General features: G+C 70.5%; 13 protein-coding genes. 9 read left to right on the plus strand and 4 right to left on the minus strand.

What is annotated here, in order from left to right:
- The first annotated feature begins 178 nt into the window (after window positions 1–178).
- The gene (locus tag FF041_RS27975) at window positions 179–1,618 is read left to right on the plus strand and encodes a gamma-aminobutyraldehyde dehydrogenase (RefSeq protein WP_323392909.1); all 1,440 of its coding nucleotides are present in this window, start codon (window positions 179–181) and stop codon (window positions 1,616–1,618) included.
- Between the two features lie 108 nt (window positions 1,619–1,726).
- Here FF041_RS27975 and FF041_RS27980 read toward each other — a convergent pair whose 3' ends face one another.
- The 3 genes from FF041_RS27980 to FF041_RS27990 all read right to left on the minus strand — a co-directional run bounded on the left by FF041_RS27980 (window position 1,727) and on the right by FF041_RS27990 (window position 4,417).
- Complete coding sequence (locus FF041_RS27980) at window positions 1,727–2,512, minus strand: SAM-dependent methyltransferase (protein ID WP_194292200.1); 786 nt, start codon at window positions 2,510–2,512, stop codon at window positions 1,727–1,729.
- Window positions 2,513–2,580: 68 nt separating this feature from the next.
- Window positions 2,581–3,297, minus strand: a complete 717-nt coding sequence (locus tag FF041_RS27985; RefSeq protein ID WP_153525412.1) for a glycerophosphodiester phosphodiesterase — start codon at window positions 3,295–3,297, stop codon at window positions 2,581–2,583.
- Window positions 3,298–3,388: 91 nt separating this feature from the next.
- Complete coding sequence (locus FF041_RS27990) at window positions 3,389–4,417, minus strand: adenosine deaminase (protein ID WP_153484570.1); 1,029 nt, start codon at window positions 4,415–4,417, stop codon at window positions 3,389–3,391.
- Between the two features lie 103 nt (window positions 4,418–4,520).
- Here FF041_RS27990 and FF041_RS40155 point away from each other — a divergent pair, with 103 nt between their 5' ends.
- Window positions 4,521–5,324, plus strand: a complete 804-nt coding sequence (locus FF041_RS40155) for a DUF4190 domain-containing protein (RefSeq protein ID WP_153525413.1) — start codon at window positions 4,521–4,523, stop codon at window positions 5,322–5,324.
- Window positions 5,325–5,477: 153 nt separating this feature from the next.
- On the opposite strand, the gene FF041_RS28000 is transcribed toward FF041_RS40155, so the two are convergent.
- Window positions 5,478–6,038 carry an NADAR family protein gene (locus FF041_RS28000; protein ID WP_153525414.1) on the minus strand — a complete coding sequence of 187 codons (561 nt, stop codon included), beginning with the start codon at window positions 6,036–6,038 and terminating at the stop codon, window positions 5,478–5,480.
- A gap of 204 nt (window positions 6,039–6,242) precedes the next feature.
- On the opposite strand from FF041_RS28000, the gene FF041_RS28005 reads away from it, so the two are divergent.
- The 7 genes from FF041_RS28005 to FF041_RS28035 all read left to right on the plus strand — a co-directional run bounded on the left by FF041_RS28005 (window position 6,243) and on the right by FF041_RS28035 (window position 14,246).
- Window positions 6,243–7,748: a gamma-aminobutyraldehyde dehydrogenase gene (locus tag FF041_RS28005; protein ID WP_153525454.1), complete on the plus strand. Its 1,506-nt coding sequence runs from the start codon at window positions 6,243–6,245 to the stop codon at window positions 7,746–7,748.
- A gap of 97 nt (window positions 7,749–7,845) precedes the next feature.
- Entirely contained in the window at window positions 7,846–9,093 is a 1,248-nt protein-coding gene (locus tag FF041_RS28010; protein WP_153525415.1) for a polyamine ABC transporter substrate-binding protein, read from the plus strand.
- Window positions 9,094–9,130: 37 nt separating this feature from the next.
- Window positions 9,131–10,327 carry an ABC transporter ATP-binding protein gene (locus tag FF041_RS28015; RefSeq protein WP_153525416.1) on the plus strand — a complete coding sequence of 399 codons (1,197 nt, stop codon included), beginning with the start codon at window positions 9,131–9,133 and terminating at the stop codon, window positions 10,325–10,327.
- Entirely contained in the window at window positions 10,324–11,265 is a 942-nt protein-coding gene (locus tag FF041_RS28020) for an ABC transporter permease (RefSeq protein WP_153525417.1), read from the plus strand. The genes FF041_RS28015 and FF041_RS28020 overlap by 4 nt, the downstream gene beginning before the upstream one ends.
- Complete coding sequence (locus FF041_RS28025; RefSeq protein ID WP_228388670.1) at window positions 11,265–12,116, plus strand: ABC transporter permease; 852 nt, start codon at window positions 11,265–11,267, stop codon at window positions 12,114–12,116. Before FF041_RS28020 ends, FF041_RS28025 begins: the two co-directional genes overlap by 1 nt.
- A 78-nt stretch (window positions 12,117–12,194) precedes the next feature.
- Window positions 12,195–13,607 carry an NAD(P)/FAD-dependent oxidoreductase gene (locus FF041_RS28030; protein WP_153525418.1) on the plus strand — a complete coding sequence of 471 codons (1,413 nt, stop codon included), beginning with the start codon at window positions 12,195–12,197 and terminating at the stop codon, window positions 13,605–13,607.
- A gap of 177 nt (window positions 13,608–13,784) precedes the next feature.
- On the plus strand, window positions 13,785–14,246 hold the full coding sequence (locus tag FF041_RS28035) for a hypothetical protein (RefSeq protein WP_153525419.1): 462 nt from the start codon (window positions 13,785–13,787) through the stop codon (window positions 14,244–14,246).
- Window positions 14,247–14,339 lie beyond the last annotated feature (93 nt).

Genomic DNA, 14,339 nt, shown 5'->3' on the forward strand with positions numbered 1-14,339 from the left:
CACCGGGAGTCGTCTGTCTTGCAAGCCCAAAGTGATGTTATTCGTTGTTGAAGGCATCGAATAACACTGAATCCGAAGATGGGCCGGGGCGGGGCTGTCGAAAGCGTCAGCCGGGGGACTAGGGTGGGTTGTCTCACCCATTGGACCAACGGAGATCAGAGACAGGAGGGTGGCAACAGTGACCACCGAGCTGCGTCGTCTGCGCAACTACATCAACGGGGAGTTCCGGGACGCCGCCGACGGGCGGACGATCGACGTCATCAACCCGGTCACCGGCGAGGTCTACGCCGCTTCTCCGCTCTCCGGACAGGCCGACGTCGACGCCGCCATGGACGCCGCCGAGGCCGCCTTCCCCGCCTGGCGCGACACCACCCCGGCCGAGCGCCAGCGGCTGCTGCTGAAGATCGCCGACGCGTTCGAGGAGCGCGCCGAGGACTTGATCGCCGCCGAGTCCGAGAACACGGGCAAGCCGCTGGCGCTGGTCCGCAGCGAAGAGGTCCCGCCGATGGTGGACCAGATCCGCTTCTTCGCGGGCGCGGCGCGGATGCTGGAGGGCCGCTCCGCCGGTGAGTACATGGAGGGCTTCACCTCCATGGTCCGCCGGGAGCCGGTCGGCGTCTGCGCGCAGGTCGCGCCGTGGAACTACCCGATGATGATGGCCGTGTGGAAGTTCGCCCCGGCGCTGGCCGCGGGCAACACGGTGGTGCTCAAGCCGTCCGACACCACCCCCGCCTCCACGGTGCTGATCGCCGAGATCATCGGCTCGATCGTGCCCAAGGGCGTCTTCAACGTCATCTGCGGCGACCGTGACACGGGCCGTGCGATGGTCGAGCACCCGACCCCGGCGATGGCCTCCATCACCGGCTCGGTACGGGCGGGCATGCAGGTCGCCACCTCCGCCGCCAAGGACCTCAAGCGGGTCCATCTGGAGCTGGGCGGCAAGGCTCCGGTCGTGGTCTTCGAGGACACCGACATCGCCAAGGCCGTCGAGGACATCGCGGTCGCGGGCTACTTCAACGCCGGACAGGACTGCACGGCGGCCACCCGGGTGCTGGTGCACGAGTCGATCCACGACGCGTTCGTGGAGGCGCTGGCCAAGGCCGCCGCGGAGACGAAGACCGGCGTGCCGGACGACGAGGACGTGCTCTACGGCCCGCTGAACAACGCCAACCAGCTCGCCCAGGTCTCGGGCTTCATCGACCGCCTTCCGGCGCACGCCAAGGTCGAGGCGGGCGGCCACCGGGTCGGCGACAAGGGCTACTTCTACGCCGCGACCGTCGTCTCCGGCCTCAAGCAGGACGACGAGATCATCCAGAACGAGGTCTTCGGCCCGGTCATCACGGTGCAGTCCTTCACGGACGAGGCGCAGGCCCTGGAGTGGGCCAACGGGGTGGAGTACGCCCTCGCGTCCTCGGTGTGGACCAAGGACCACGCGCGCGCCATGCGGATGTCGAAGGCGCTGGACTTCGGGTGTGTGTGGATCAACACCCACATCCCGCTGGTCGCCGAGATGCCGCACGGCGGCTTCAAGCAGTCGGGATACGGCAAGGACCTGTCGGCGTACGGCTTCGACGACTACACGCGGATCAAGCACGTGATGACGTCGCTCGACGGCTGACGGACGTAAGGGCGTACGTACACCTGTACGTACGCCCGTACGGACTTCGAGCGGGGGCACGGGGAACTCTTCCCCGTGCCCCCGCTCACCGTTCGCGGCGGCCGGGCCTCAGGGCTTGAAGCCCACCGCACCGTACTGCGCCACCAGCGGCGGTTCGCCCTCGGACGGGTCATGACGCCAGCGGGAGCAGGAGACGAGGCCCGGCTCCTGAATCTCCAGGCCGTCCAGGAAAGAGGCGATCTCCGCGCCGGTGCGCGCGGTGATCGGCGGGGTGGCGTTCTCGTTCCAGAAGGCCATCGCCTCCTCGTTGCCCTCGCCGCCCAGTTCCAGGGTCGGATGGGTCACCACCAGGGCGCTGCCGGAGGGGACCGCGTCCATCAGGGTGCGCACGATCGTCCGTGCCTCGTCGGTGTCCAGCACGAAGTTGAGAATGCCGAGCATGACGACGGCCACCGGCTGCCGGAGGTCGAGCGTCGGCTCGACGGCGCGCAGAATCCCCTGCGGGTCGTGCGCGTCCGCGTCCAGATACTCCGTCACCCCCTCGGCGGAGCCGGTGAGCAGGGCACGGGCGTGCGCCAGCACGATCGGGTCGTTGTCGACATAGACGATGCGCGTGTCCGGCGCGATGCGCTGGGCGACCTCATGGGTGTTCTCGGCCGTGGGCAGGCCGGTGCCGATGTCCAGGAACTGCCGTATGCCGCGCTCGGCGGTCAGATGGGTCACCACCCGTCCCAGGAACGCCCGGTCGGCGCGGGCGACGTCGCCGATGCTCGGATACAGGCCGGTGATGTGGTCGCCGACCGCGCGGTCGACCGGGTAGTTGTCCTTGCCGTGCAGCCAGTGGTTCCAGACTCTGGCGTTATGGGCGACGTCGGTACGGATCCGGTGGTTCATCAGTGCTCCTCGGCCGGGGTGCGGGGCCAGACGGCCCATCATGCCGGAAGGATCAAGCGGGGCCGCCGTCAGGGGAGTTGGGCCGGGGCCGCGGTGGAGCCGCCGAGCACGGAGCGCAGGACGCCGACCCGGTTGGTGGTGATGGAGTCGGCACCCGCGCGGATCAGGGCGCGCATGGTGCGCCGGGTGTCGGCCGTCCACGCGGAGACCAGCATCCCGTCCCGGTGGACCCGGTCCACGAGGGCCGGGCTCACCAGCCCGAAGCGGTAGTTGAGCGTGCGCGGCCGGAGCGCGTCGAGCAGCACCGGGCGCGGCGGGGCGAGAGAGGTCCAGGTCAGGGCGGTCTCGGCGGAGGGGTCCGCGGAGCGGACGGCCAGCATGGTGACCGGGCCCGCGCAGTAGTAGACCCGCTCGGCCGCGCCCAGGTCCCGGACCGTGCCGACCACCGCCCGCACCGTGTCCGGGGTCGCGCCGGGGAGGTCGATCATCGCCCGGTGGCCGCCGGGTCCGTCCAGCGCGCTCAGCGCCTCGCTCAGGGTCGGCACCCCGCCCCGGGTCAGGTCCTTGAGCTGGGCGAGGGAGAGCCGGTCCAGCGGCTGGTCATGGCCCCAGAGCCTGCTCAGCGTGGCGTCGTGGAGCAGCACCGGCACTCCGTCGGCGGTGATCCGCACATCGATCTCGACCGCGTCCGCACCGCTCGCGACGGCGGAGCGGAGCGACGGGAGGGTGTTCTCACGGACGAGGTACGGATCGCCTCGGTGGCCTACGGCGGTGACGGTACGCATGGGGTCATTGTTCCCCGTGCGCGCTGGGTCCGGGAGAGACCCGTCCCGAGGCCCGGTGCGGTGGCCGCCAGGCCTCGGCGGTCTGCCGGCCTCAGTGGTCCGCGAGCCAGGCGGTGGTGTACGCGTCGATCTCCTCCGAGATCCGGGCCTTGCCCGCCGGGTCGAGGAACGACGCCCGCACCGCGTTCTTGGCGAGGTCCGCGATGCCCCGCTCATCGAGGCCGAGCAGCCGGGCCGCCACCGCGTACTCGCTGTTGAGGTCGGTGCCGAACATCGGCGGGTCGTCGCTGTTGATCGTCACCAGCACTCCGGCGGCGACCATCTCCTTGACCGGGTGCGCGTCGAGATCGGCGACGGCACGGGTGGCGAGATTGGAGGTGGGGCAGACCTCCAGCGGGATGCGCCGCTCGGCGAGATGGGCCAGCAGCGCCGGGTCCTGGGCGGCGCTGGTGCCATGGCCGATGCGCTCGGCCCGCAGCTCGGTGAGCGCGTCCCAGACGGTCTGCGGGCCGGTCGTCTCCCCGGCGTGCGGCACGGAGTGCAGACCGGCCGCGATCGCACGGTCGAAGTACGGCTTGAACTGGGGCCTGGGCACACCGATCTCCGGGCCGCCGAGCCCGAAGGAGACCAGGCCCTCCGGGCGCAGATCCAGCGCGAGCCGGGTGGTCTCCTCGGCGGCTTCGAGACCCGCCTCGCCCGGGATGTCGAAGCACCAGCGCAGCACGACCCCGAGCTCCGCCTCGGCCGCCTTGCGGGCGTCCTCGATCGCCGCCATGAACGCCTTCTCGTCGATGCCCCTGCGGGTCGAGCTGAAGGGGGTGACGGTGAGCTCGGCGTAGCGGATGTTCTGCCGGGCCATGTCGCGCGCCACCTCGAAGGTGAGCAGCCGCACGTCCTCGGGGGTGCGGATCAGATCCACCACCGAGAGATAGACGTCGATGAAGTGGGCGAAGTCGGTGAAGGAGAAGTAGTCCGCCAGGGCCTCGGGGTCGGTGGGGACCTTGGAGTCGGGGTGGTGGGCGGCCAGTTGGGAGACGATGCGCGGGGAGGCCGATCCGACGTGGTGCACATGGAGCTCCGCCTTGGGAAGACCCGAGATGAAGGGGTGCGGATCGGTCATCGATTCCTCCGTGAGCGCTCGGCTGTTCGATTCGGGGATCATCGTAGGCGGCCGGTCCGGCCGCGAGACACTGGCTTAGCATGATCGAACCACGAACGGGGGAATGAGCGTGTCCGATCACCAGTCCCGGCCTGAGGGCATACCCGGGCCGAACGACAGCGATCCCTGGGCCCCGCCCCAGGAGAGCGCGGCTCGGGACAGCGCTTCCCAGCAGAGCCCGGCCCAGTACGGTGCCGACCAGCGGAGCGCGGCCAAGCAGAGCCCGGACCAGCAGGGCGCGGCCGACTGGCCGGTGCGGCAGCAGGGCGCGGACCGCTCCCCGCATGTGCACGATCAGCCGACGATCACCGCGCTGCCCTCGGCCGGTGCCGGTGCCGGTGCCGGTGCCGGTGCCGGCACTGGCGCGGGCTCGGCGCCCGAGCCGCCCGCCGCCCCCGGGGCGGCCGGTCCCCATCCCTATGGCCATTCCCCCGCCCCCGCCGTGCCGCAGCCCCCCGCCGGGGACTCCTACGGCAGCGGATATGCCGCGTACCCCGGCTATCAGGGTTATCCGGCCGTCGGCTGGGCGCCGCAGGTCACCCCGTCGAACGGCATGGGCATCACCGCGATGGTGCTGGGCATCCTCGCCGTCTGTCTCTTCTGCCTCTACGGCGTCGTCAGCGTCGTCCTCGGCATCCTCGCCCTGATCTTCGGCATCCTCGGCCGGAAGCGCGTCCAGCGGGGCGAGGCCAACAACGGGGGGATGGCGCTCGCCGGGGTCGTCCTCGGCGCTGTCGGCATCGTCCTCGGCGTGGTGGTCATCGGTCTGCTGGTGTGGGGAGTGCTCCGGGTGGCCGAGGAGGAACGGGAGCGGGACGCCGAACAGGAGAGCGGATACTCCAGCTCCCTGATCGTCGAGAACGCCTGAGCCGAACCGCTCGGTCCGGGCGAGGCTTCGGGCATCGGCAGCTCTCCGCCCGGCGAAGACCCCCGGCTCCGCAGCCCACCGCAGCCCACCGCCCGGCAAGGCCCCCCGCCCCTGCTCCGTACCGTCTCCCGACCCCCGCGACCCCCGCCCGGCTCAGCCCGCTCCCCGGAGCTCCTCCCGCGCCGCCATCAGCGCGAACCCCAGCAGGTTCAGCCCGCGCCACCCGGCCGGATCCTCGGCCCGCTCGTCGTCCGCCGCCAGCCCGATGCCCCACACCCGGTCCATCGGACTGGCCTCGACCAGCACCCGGTCCCCGGTGGCCAGCAGAAACTCCCGCAACGCGGAATGCTGACCGAATTTATGCACGCTGCCGGAGCGCACGATCCAGAACCGCTCGCGCTCCCATATGGCCTGGTCGAAATCGCGCACCAGCCGCCCCGCCCGCTTGGCCAGCGCCGGACTCCCCGCCGTGAGCGCCATGCGCTCCGCGTCCGCGTCGCCGAACAGCCGGGCCTTGGCCGCCATCATCCAGTGCTCCGCCGTGTCATAACGCACTCCGTCGACCACGAAAGGCGACGGCCACCACTGGCTGAGGCAGCTCGCCCCGATTCTTCCGTCGCGGCGCGGCGCATGCCCCCAGAAATGCAGGTACTTCACCCGCTCACCGCTGCTGACCTGCTGGATCAGCTCTTCTCTGGTCAGTTGACTCCCCATGCACGCGAGTCTCGCACCCGCCACTGACACTCCGTACGGTGAACGGCCCGGTGACACGACAGATGGTCAACCGATTCCGTCGCGTAATCAAAAGGCAACTACGGAATCACTTGTCGCCGATCAGGCCCTCTGTCAGGATCGGCACTCAATTCACGCCAGGACCACATCCCGACATATCAGCCGGGACCGATGACGGAGAGCGCCATGGGCAACCGCTACCACGTGCCGAACCGCTTCGCGGAGGGTGCGCAGTACATCGGCGGGCGGCTGAGGCCCGGCACATCCGGACGGACGCAGGCCGTCGTCGACCCCGCGACCGGTGCGCCCGTCCACCGCTATGAGCTGGCCGGACCCGCCGATGTCGACGCGGCCGTGGCCGCCGCCCGAGCGGCCTTCCCCCGCTGGGCCGGGGCCACCCCGGCGGAGCGCTCGGAGGCCCTGCACCGCTTCGCCTCCGTCCTCGCGGACCGGGCCGATGAGCTCGCCCGCGCCGAGACCCTCCAGTGCGGCAAGCCGATCCGGCTCACCACCGAGTTCGACGTCCCCGGCACCATCGACAACACCGCCTTCTTCGCGGGCGCGGCCCGCCATCTCCAGGGGCAGTCCGCCGGGGAGTACAGCGCCGACCACACCTCCTACGTACGCCGTGAGCCCATCGGCGTCATCGGCTCCATCGCACCCTGGAACTACCCCCTCCAGATGGCCGCGTGGAAGATCCTCCCGGCCATCGCCGCAGGCAACACCGTCGTCCTCAAACCCGCCGAGATCACCCCGCTGACCTCGCTGATGTTCGCCGAGGCGGCCACGGACGCGGGCATCCCCGACGGCGTCGTCAACGTGGTCTCGGGCGCGGGCCGGGACGCGGGCGAGCATCTCGTCGCCCACCCGGACGTCGCGATGACCTCCTTCACCGGCTCCACCGCCGTGGGCCGGAGGGTCGCCGGGCTCGCCGCCTCCACCGTGAAGCGGCTCCATCTCGAACTCGGCGGCAAGGCCCCCTTCGTGGTCTTCGACGACGCCGACGCCGACGCCGCCGTCCAGGGCGCGGTCGCCGGGGCGCTCATCAACTCCGGTCAGGACTGCACCGCCGCCACCCGGGTCTATGTGCAGCGCCCGCTGTACGAGGAGCTGACCGAGGGCATCGCCGATGTGATGGCGACGGTCCGTCTCGGCGACCCCTTCGACCCGGCCACCGACCTCGGACCGCTGGTCTCCGCCGCCCACCGCGACCGGGTCGCCGCCTTCGTCGACCGGGCGCGCGGCTACGCCACCGTCGTCACCGGAGGCAGCGCCCCGAAGAACGAGGGCGCCTACTACCGGCCCACCCTGATCGCAGGCGCGGCCCAGGACAGCGAGATCGTCCAGTCCGAGATATTCGGCCCGGTCCTGGTGATCCTGCCCTTCGACTCCGACGACGAGGGCCTCGCGCTCGCCGGCGACACCCCCTACGGCCTCGCCGCCTCCGCCGGGACCCGGGACGTCTTCCGGGCGGGCCGCGCCACCCGCGAGCTCAGGGCCGGCTGCGTCTGGATCAACGACCACATCCCGATCATCAGCGAGATGCCGCACGGCGGCTATCGGGCCTCGGGCTTCGGAAAGGACATGTCGGCCTACTCCTTCGAGGAGTACACCCAGGTCAAGCATGTGATGTACGACAACACCGCCGTGGTGCGCAAGGACTGGCACCGCACCGTCTTCGGCGACCGATAGCCATCTCCGCACCCGTCCTGCAAGCGCCTCCCGCAAGCGCTTCCCGCACCCGTCCTGCAAGCGCCTCCCCCAAGCGCCTCCCGAAAGGGCACAGCTCATGGATCCCTACGCGCCCGACGGCATGTCCACGGCCCAGGTCGCGGCGGTACGGCGCACTCTGACCAGCGGCCGGTCCGCCCTCACCCGGCGTTCGCTGCTCCGCGCCGGCGGCGCCGGCGCCCTCGCCCTCGGCGGTTCCGCCGTGCTGAGCGCCTGCGGCATCCCGCCCGCCGGACGGGAAGGCAGCGCCGAGTCCTCCGACGACCGGTCCGCCCGGGAGAAGACGGTCGCCTTCTCCAACTGGACCGAGTACATGGACGTCAGCAAGGACAAGAAGAGCCGCCCCACGCTGGCCGGCTTCACCCGGCGCACCGGCATCAAGGTCAAGTACACCGAGGACATCAACGACAACGTCGAGTTCTTCGGCAAGATCCAGCCCCAGCTCTCCGCAGGCCAGGACACCGGCCGCGATCTGATCTGCGTCACCGACTGGCTCGCCGCCCGGATGATCCGCCTCGGCTGGGTCCAGCGGCTCGACGCCTCGCTGCTGCCCCACGCGTACGCCCGGCTCTCCGCCCAGTTCCGTACCCCCGACTGGGACCCGGGCCGCGCCTACTCCTACCCCTGGACCGGAATCTCCACCGTCATCGCCTACAACACCAAGGCGACCGGCGGGAAGAAGGTCGACTCCGTCGCCCAGCTGCTCGACGACCCCGCGCTCAAGGGCCGGGTCGGCTTTCTCACCGAGATGCGCGACACCATCGGCATGACCCTGCTCGACCTCGGCAGAGACCCGGCGGACTTCACCGACGCCGAGTACGACGAGGCGATCGGCCGACTCCAGAAGGGCGTCGACAAGAAGCAGATACGCCGCTTCACCGGCAACGACTACACCTCGGACCTGGGCAAGGGCGATCTCGCCGCCTGTCTCGCCTGGGCCGGTGACGTCATCCAGCTCCAGGCCGACAACCCGGACATCGCGTACGCCATCCCCGCCGCCGGATACATCACCTCCACCGACAATCTGCTCGTCCCCGCCGGAGCCGGACACCGGAGCAACGCGACCCGGCTCATCGACTACTACTACGAGCCGCCGGTCGCCGCCCGGCTCGCCGCGTACATCAACTACGTCTGCCCGGTCGACGGAGTCGCCGGTGAACTGGCGAAGATCGACCCCGCGCTGGCCGCCAACACCCTGATCCTCCCGGACCAGGAGATGGCCGCCAGGTCCCATGCCTTCCGCTCGCTGACCAGCGAGGAGGAGAAGGCGTACGAAGAGAAGTTCGCCCGGCTCATCGGCGCCTGACCCCCCTGTCCATCCGCAACCCCTGGGACCGCGACCCATGAACGACACAACAGCGGGCGGCGATGTCCGCCTCGTGGGGATCAGCAAGACCTACGGCGACTCCTTCACCGCCGTCCACCCCCTGGATCTGACCGTGCCCCAGGGCGCCTTCTTCGCCCTGCTCGGCGCGTCCGGCTGCGGAAAGACCACCACCCTGCGGCTGATCGCCGGTCTGGAGGACCCGACCACCGGCTCCGTCTTCCTCGGCGACCGAGACGTCACCGGCCTCCCGCCCTACAAACGGCCCGTCAACACGGTCTTCCAGAGCTATGCCCTCTTCCCCCATCTCAGCATCTACGAGAACGTCGCCTTCGGACTGCGCCGGCGCGGCATCCGATCGGTGAAGAAGCAGGTCGGCGAGATGCTCGACCTGGTCCAGCTCGGCGACTTCGCGAGCCGCAGACCGCACCAGCTCTCCGGCGGACAGCAGCAGCGCGTCGCCGTCGCCCGAGCGCTCATCAACCACCCCCGGGTGCTGCTGCTCGACGAGCCCCTCGGCGCGCTCGACCTCAAACTCCGCCGCCAGATGCAGTTGGAACTCCAGCGCATCCAGACCGAGGTCGGGATCACCTTCGTCCATGTCACCCACGACCAGGAGGAGGCCATGACCATGGCCGACACGGTCGCGGTGATGAACGGCGGCCGGGTCGAGCAGCTGGGCGCGCCCGCCGAACTGTACGAGAACCCGGCGACGACCTTCGTCGCCAACTTCCTCGGCACCTCCAACCTCATCGCGGCCGAGGTCACCTCCGTGAGCGGCGGCGAGATAGCCGTCACCGCCGCGAACACCCGGCTCCGGCTGCCCGCCGCACGCTGCGCCACCGTCCCCACGGCCGGCGGGAAGCTGCTGGTCGGCATCCGCCCCGAGAAGATCTCGCTGAGCTACGCGGGGGACACCGACGACACAGACACAGACACGGACGCGACGGCCACGGTCTCCGACGGACGGAACCGGATCACCGGAACGATCGCCGCCTCCAGCTTCCTCGGCGTCTCCACCCAGTACCTCATCGACACCCCGGTCGGCCCCGCGCTGGAGGTCTACGTCCAGAACATCGAGCGCGACCCCCGGCTCACGCCGGGCGCACCGGTCACCGTCCACTGGAGTCCGGACCACACCTTCGGGCTCGACGCCGCCCAGGACATCGGCGCCGGGGTGGCGACGGCGGCCGGGAGCGCGGGGGCGGCCTCATGACCGCCCCCGCCGAGGCGCCGCCCGCGCCCGTACCCCCGTCCGAGCCCGCGCCCATGGCCGTCCGCAGACCGCCGCTGCGCCGCGCGCTGATCCCGTACTGGCTGCTGCTGCCCGGTGTTCTGCTGCTGCTGGTCTTCTTCGCGCTGCCGCTGGTCTACCAGGCGTCGACCTCCGTGCAGACCGGCTCCCTGGAAGAGGGCTTCACCGTCACCTGGCACTTCCGGACGTACGCCGACGCCCTCGGCGAGTACGGGCCGCAGTTCCTCCGCTCGGTGCTCTACGCGGGCACGGCGACGGCCCTCTGTCTGCTGCTCGGCTATCCGCTGGCGTATCTGATCGCCTTCAAGGCGGGCCGCTGGCGCCATCTGCTGCTCGTCCTGGTCATCGCGCCGTTCTTCACCAGCTTTCTGATCCGTACGCTCGCCTGGAAGACGATCCTCGCGGACAGCGGACCGGTGGTGGAGACCCTGGGCGCGATCGGCTTCCTCGATGTCACCGGATGGCTGGGGATGACCGACGGGAACCGGGTCCTCGCCACCCCGCTCGCGGTGGTCACCGGGCTGACGTACAACTTCCTCCCCTTCATGATCCTGCCGCTCTACACCTCGCTGGAGCGGATCGACCCACGGCTGCACGAAGCGGCCGGGGATCTGTACGCGCGGCCCGCCGTCGTCTTCCGCCGGGTGACATTCCCGCTCTCCATGCCCGGGGTGGTCTCCGGGACCCTGCTCACCTTCATTCCCGCCAGCGGCGACTATGTCAACGCCGAACTGCTGGGCTCCACCGACACCAAAATGGTCGGCAACGTCATCCAGTCGCAGTTCCTGAGAGTGCTGGACTACCCGACCGCCGCCGCGCTCTCGTTCCTGCTCATGGCCATCGTGCTCATCATCGTCACCGTCTATATCCGGCGGGCCGGAACGGAGGATCTGGTCTGATGACTCCAAAAGCGGCTCCAAAAGCGGCTCTGAAAGCGGCTCCGAAATCTCTGACGGGATGGTTCCGGCGTCATATCGTCGCCATCGCGGGACTGCTCACCCTGGCCTATCTGATCCTGCCGAACATCGTGGTGATGGTGTTCTCGTTCAATAAACCGGCCGGGAAGTTCAATTACTCCTGGCGGGAATTCTCCACCCACGCCTGGGAGGATCCCTGCGGCGTCGCCGATATGTGCGGCTCGCTCGCGCTCTCCCTCCAGATCGCGCTCTGGTCGACGATCGGGGCCACCGTCCTCGGCTCGATGATCGCCTTCGCGCTGGTCCGCTACCGCTTCCGGGCACGGGGCGCGATCAACTCACTGATCTTTCTGCCGATGGCGATGCCCGAGGTCGTCATGGCCGCCTCGCTGCTCACGCTCTTTCTCAACCTCGGCGCGGAACTCGGCTTCTGGACCGTGCTCATCGCGCACACCATGTTCTGTCTGAGCTTTGTGGTCGTCGCCGTCAAAGCCCGGGTGCTCTCCATGGACCCCCGGCTGGAGGAGGCCGCCCGCGATCTGTACGCCGGGCCCGTGCAGACCTTTCTGCGGGTCACCCTGCCGATCGCGGCCCCCGGAATCGCCGCGGGCGCGCTGCTCGCCTTCGCGCTCTCCTTCGACGATTTCATCATCACCAACTTCAATTCGGGCAGCACCGTCACCTTCCCCATGTTCGTTTGGGGCTCGGCCCAGCGCGGTACCCCTGTCCAGATCAATGTCATCGGCACGGCCATGTTCGCCCTGGCCGTACTGATCGTGGTCGCCGGCCAGCTCATCAGCGGCCGGCGGAAGAAGAGCGCACCGACCGGGTAACACACGGTCGAAGCAGCGCACCGCGCGATATCGCCGGGCCGGCCGCCCGCCGCCCCGGCCGCTAAGGAGTGGAAAACCATGGCCCGAGCCGCCATGAACTTCGCCGCGTCCCTCGCCGACGCCCAGCCGGTCGCCTTCTGGCTGGACGACCCGGGAAAGCCCGCCGCGCTGCCCGCGCTCACCACGGACGAACGCTGCGATCTGCTGGTCGTCGGCGGCGGCTACAGCGGACTGTGGACCGCGCTGCTGGCCAAGGAGCGCGACCCGGCCCGCGATGTCGTCCTGATCGAGGGGCGCGAGACCGGCTGGGCCGCCTCGGGCCGCAACGGAGGCTTCTGCGCCGCCTCCCTCACCCACGGCCTCGGCAACGGCATCGCCCGCTGGCCGGATGAGATCGACCGTCTGGAGCGGCTCGGCGCACAGAATCTCGACGCGATCGAGGAGGCGGTCGAGACCTACGCCATCGACTGCGACTTCGAACGGACCGGGTCGATCGACGTCGCCACCGAGCCCCATCAGCTGGCGGAGCTCGACGAGATGCACGAGCAGGCCCGCCGGTTCGGTTTCGACGGGCTCGAACTCCTCGACCGGGACGCCCTGCGCGCCGAGGTCGACTCGCCGACCTTCCTCGGCGGGCTCTGGGACCGGCGCGGCACCGCCATGCTGCACCCGGCCAGGCTGGCCTGGGGACTCAAGCGGGCCTGTCTCGATCTGGGCGTACGGATCTACGAGAACACCCGCGGGCTCGAACTCGCCCCGGCCGGTTCCGGGATGGCCGTGCGCACCCCCTGGGGCCGGGTCTTCGCCCGCCGGGTCGCGCTCGGCACCAATGTCTTCCCGTCGCTGGTCAGACGGGTACGCCCCTATACCGTCCCGGTCTACGACTACGCCCTGACGACCGAGCCGCTCAGCCCCGACCAGCTCGCGGCCATCGGCTGGCGGGGCCGTCAGGGGCTGGGGGACGCCGCCAACCAGTTCCACTACTTCCGGCTGACCGCCGACCACCGCATCCTGTGGGGCGGCTATGACGCGGTCTACCCCTTCGGCGGCCGGGTCAGCGCCGAGATGGACCACCGGCCCGAGACCTATCTCAAGCTGGCCGGGCATTTCTTCCGCTGCTTCCCCCAGCTGGAAGGGCTGCGTTTCAGCCATGCCTGGGGAGGGGCGATCGACACCTGCTCCCGGTTCTCGGCCTTCTTCGGCACGGCCCACGGCGGCCGGGTCTCCTACGCCGCCGGCTATACGGGCCTGGGCGTCGGAGCCACCCGGTTCGGCGCGGAGGTGATGCTCGATCTGCTGGCCGGCCGGTCCACCGAGCGCACCGGCCTGGAGATGGTGCGCACCAAACCGCTGCCGTTCCCGCCGGAGCCGGTCGCCTGGGCCGGGATCGAGCTCACCAAGTGGTCGCTGGCCAGGGCGGATGCCCGGGGCGGGCGGCGTAACGCCTGGCTGCGGACGATGGACCGGCTGGGTCTCGGCTTCGACAGCTGATCCGGAGCTGATCCGGGCGCGCGCCGGTCCCGCCCGCCCGGCGCGCACGGTGACCCAGTTCACTACCAAGAAGTAGCCGAACCCGCGTCATCGCGGACGCCCGGCCCGCTCTCCCCGTGTGCAGGAGCTCGCAGAGCCCCTGGAACGACACACGGAGCGAAGGACGGAGGCCGGACGATGACTGGCTCGGGGGCGAAGACCGCGGTGGAGTGGCTGGTGTCGGTGGCGCCGGACCCGGCGGCCTGCCGGTGGGAGTGGGAGCGCAACCCGCTGGGGATCGCCCTGCTGCCCGCCGGGCGGCGCTGGGATGTGCTGATCCTGCCGGGCGAACTCGGCTACGCCGCGCTCGATGTGCTGAACCGGCTGACCGATCGGCCGGGCCCGGTGCTCGCCGACTTCGGCGACGCCCGGATGGGGTTCTTCGTACCGGCGGGCACGGCCGGGCGCTGGCTCGGCACCGGGGTCCGCGGCGCGGGGCGGGGGACCTGGATCGTCGTCCCGTACCCGGGGCGGGCGAGCGGCAACGGGGTCCGCTGGCTGATCGCTCCGGACGGTTCCGGGACGCTCACCGATCCGGCGCTGCTGGAGCTGGCGATGCACGAGGCGGCGGCGACGCTGGCGTGCGGCGAGGGGGAGTGAGACTCCGCTTACGGATACGGGCGGCGGCGCCGGGGGGCCTTTGGTCCGGGCGGGGCCCAGGGGGCGCGCGGGTCCGCCCGGGCCCTTCGACCC

Origin of the sequence: Streptomyces jumonjinensis, from assembly GCF_009600885.1 — a bacterium.
GTDB classification, from domain to species: Bacteria; Actinomycetota; Actinomycetes; order Streptomycetales; family Streptomycetaceae; genus Streptomyces; species Streptomyces jumonjinensis.

Bases quoted from the DNA above. Each gene is read 5' to 3' on its own strand.
- FF041_RS27980 (WP_194292200.1), bottom strand. From the start codon at position 2,512: ATGAACCACCGGATCCGTACCGACGTCGCCCATAACGCCAGAGTCTGG.
- FF041_RS27985 (WP_153525412.1), bottom strand. From the start codon at position 3,297: ATGCGTACCGTCACCGCCGTAGGCCACCGAGGCGATCCGTACCTCGTC.
- FF041_RS27990 (WP_153484570.1), bottom strand. From the start codon at position 4,417: ATGACCGATCCGCACCCCTTCATCTCGGGTCTTCCCAAGGCGGAGCTC.
- FF041_RS40155 (WP_153525413.1), top strand. From the start codon at position 4,521: ATGAGCGTGTCCGATCACCAGTCCCGGCCTGAGGGCATACCCGGGCCG.
- FF041_RS28000 (WP_153525414.1), bottom strand. From the start codon at position 6,038: ATGGGGAGTCAACTGACCAGAGAAGAGCTGATCCAGCAGGTCAGCAGC.
- FF041_RS28005 (WP_153525454.1), top strand. From the start codon at position 6,243: ATGGGCAACCGCTACCACGTGCCGAACCGCTTCGCGGAGGGTGCGCAG.
- FF041_RS28010 (WP_153525415.1), top strand. From the start codon at position 7,846: ATGGATCCCTACGCGCCCGACGGCATGTCCACGGCCCAGGTCGCGGCG.
- FF041_RS28015 (WP_153525416.1), top strand. From the start codon at position 9,131: ATGAACGACACAACAGCGGGCGGCGATGTCCGCCTCGTGGGGATCAGC.
- FF041_RS28020 (WP_153525417.1), top strand. From the start codon at position 10,324: ATGACCGCCCCCGCCGAGGCGCCGCCCGCGCCCGTACCCCCGTCCGAG.
- FF041_RS28025 (WP_228388670.1), top strand. From the start codon at position 11,265: ATGACTCCAAAAGCGGCTCCAAAAGCGGCTCTGAAAGCGGCTCCGAAA.
- FF041_RS28030 (WP_153525418.1), top strand. From the start codon at position 12,195: ATGGCCCGAGCCGCCATGAACTTCGCCGCGTCCCTCGCCGACGCCCAG.
- FF041_RS28035 (WP_153525419.1), top strand. From the start codon at position 13,785: ATGACTGGCTCGGGGGCGAAGACCGCGGTGGAGTGGCTGGTGTCGGTG.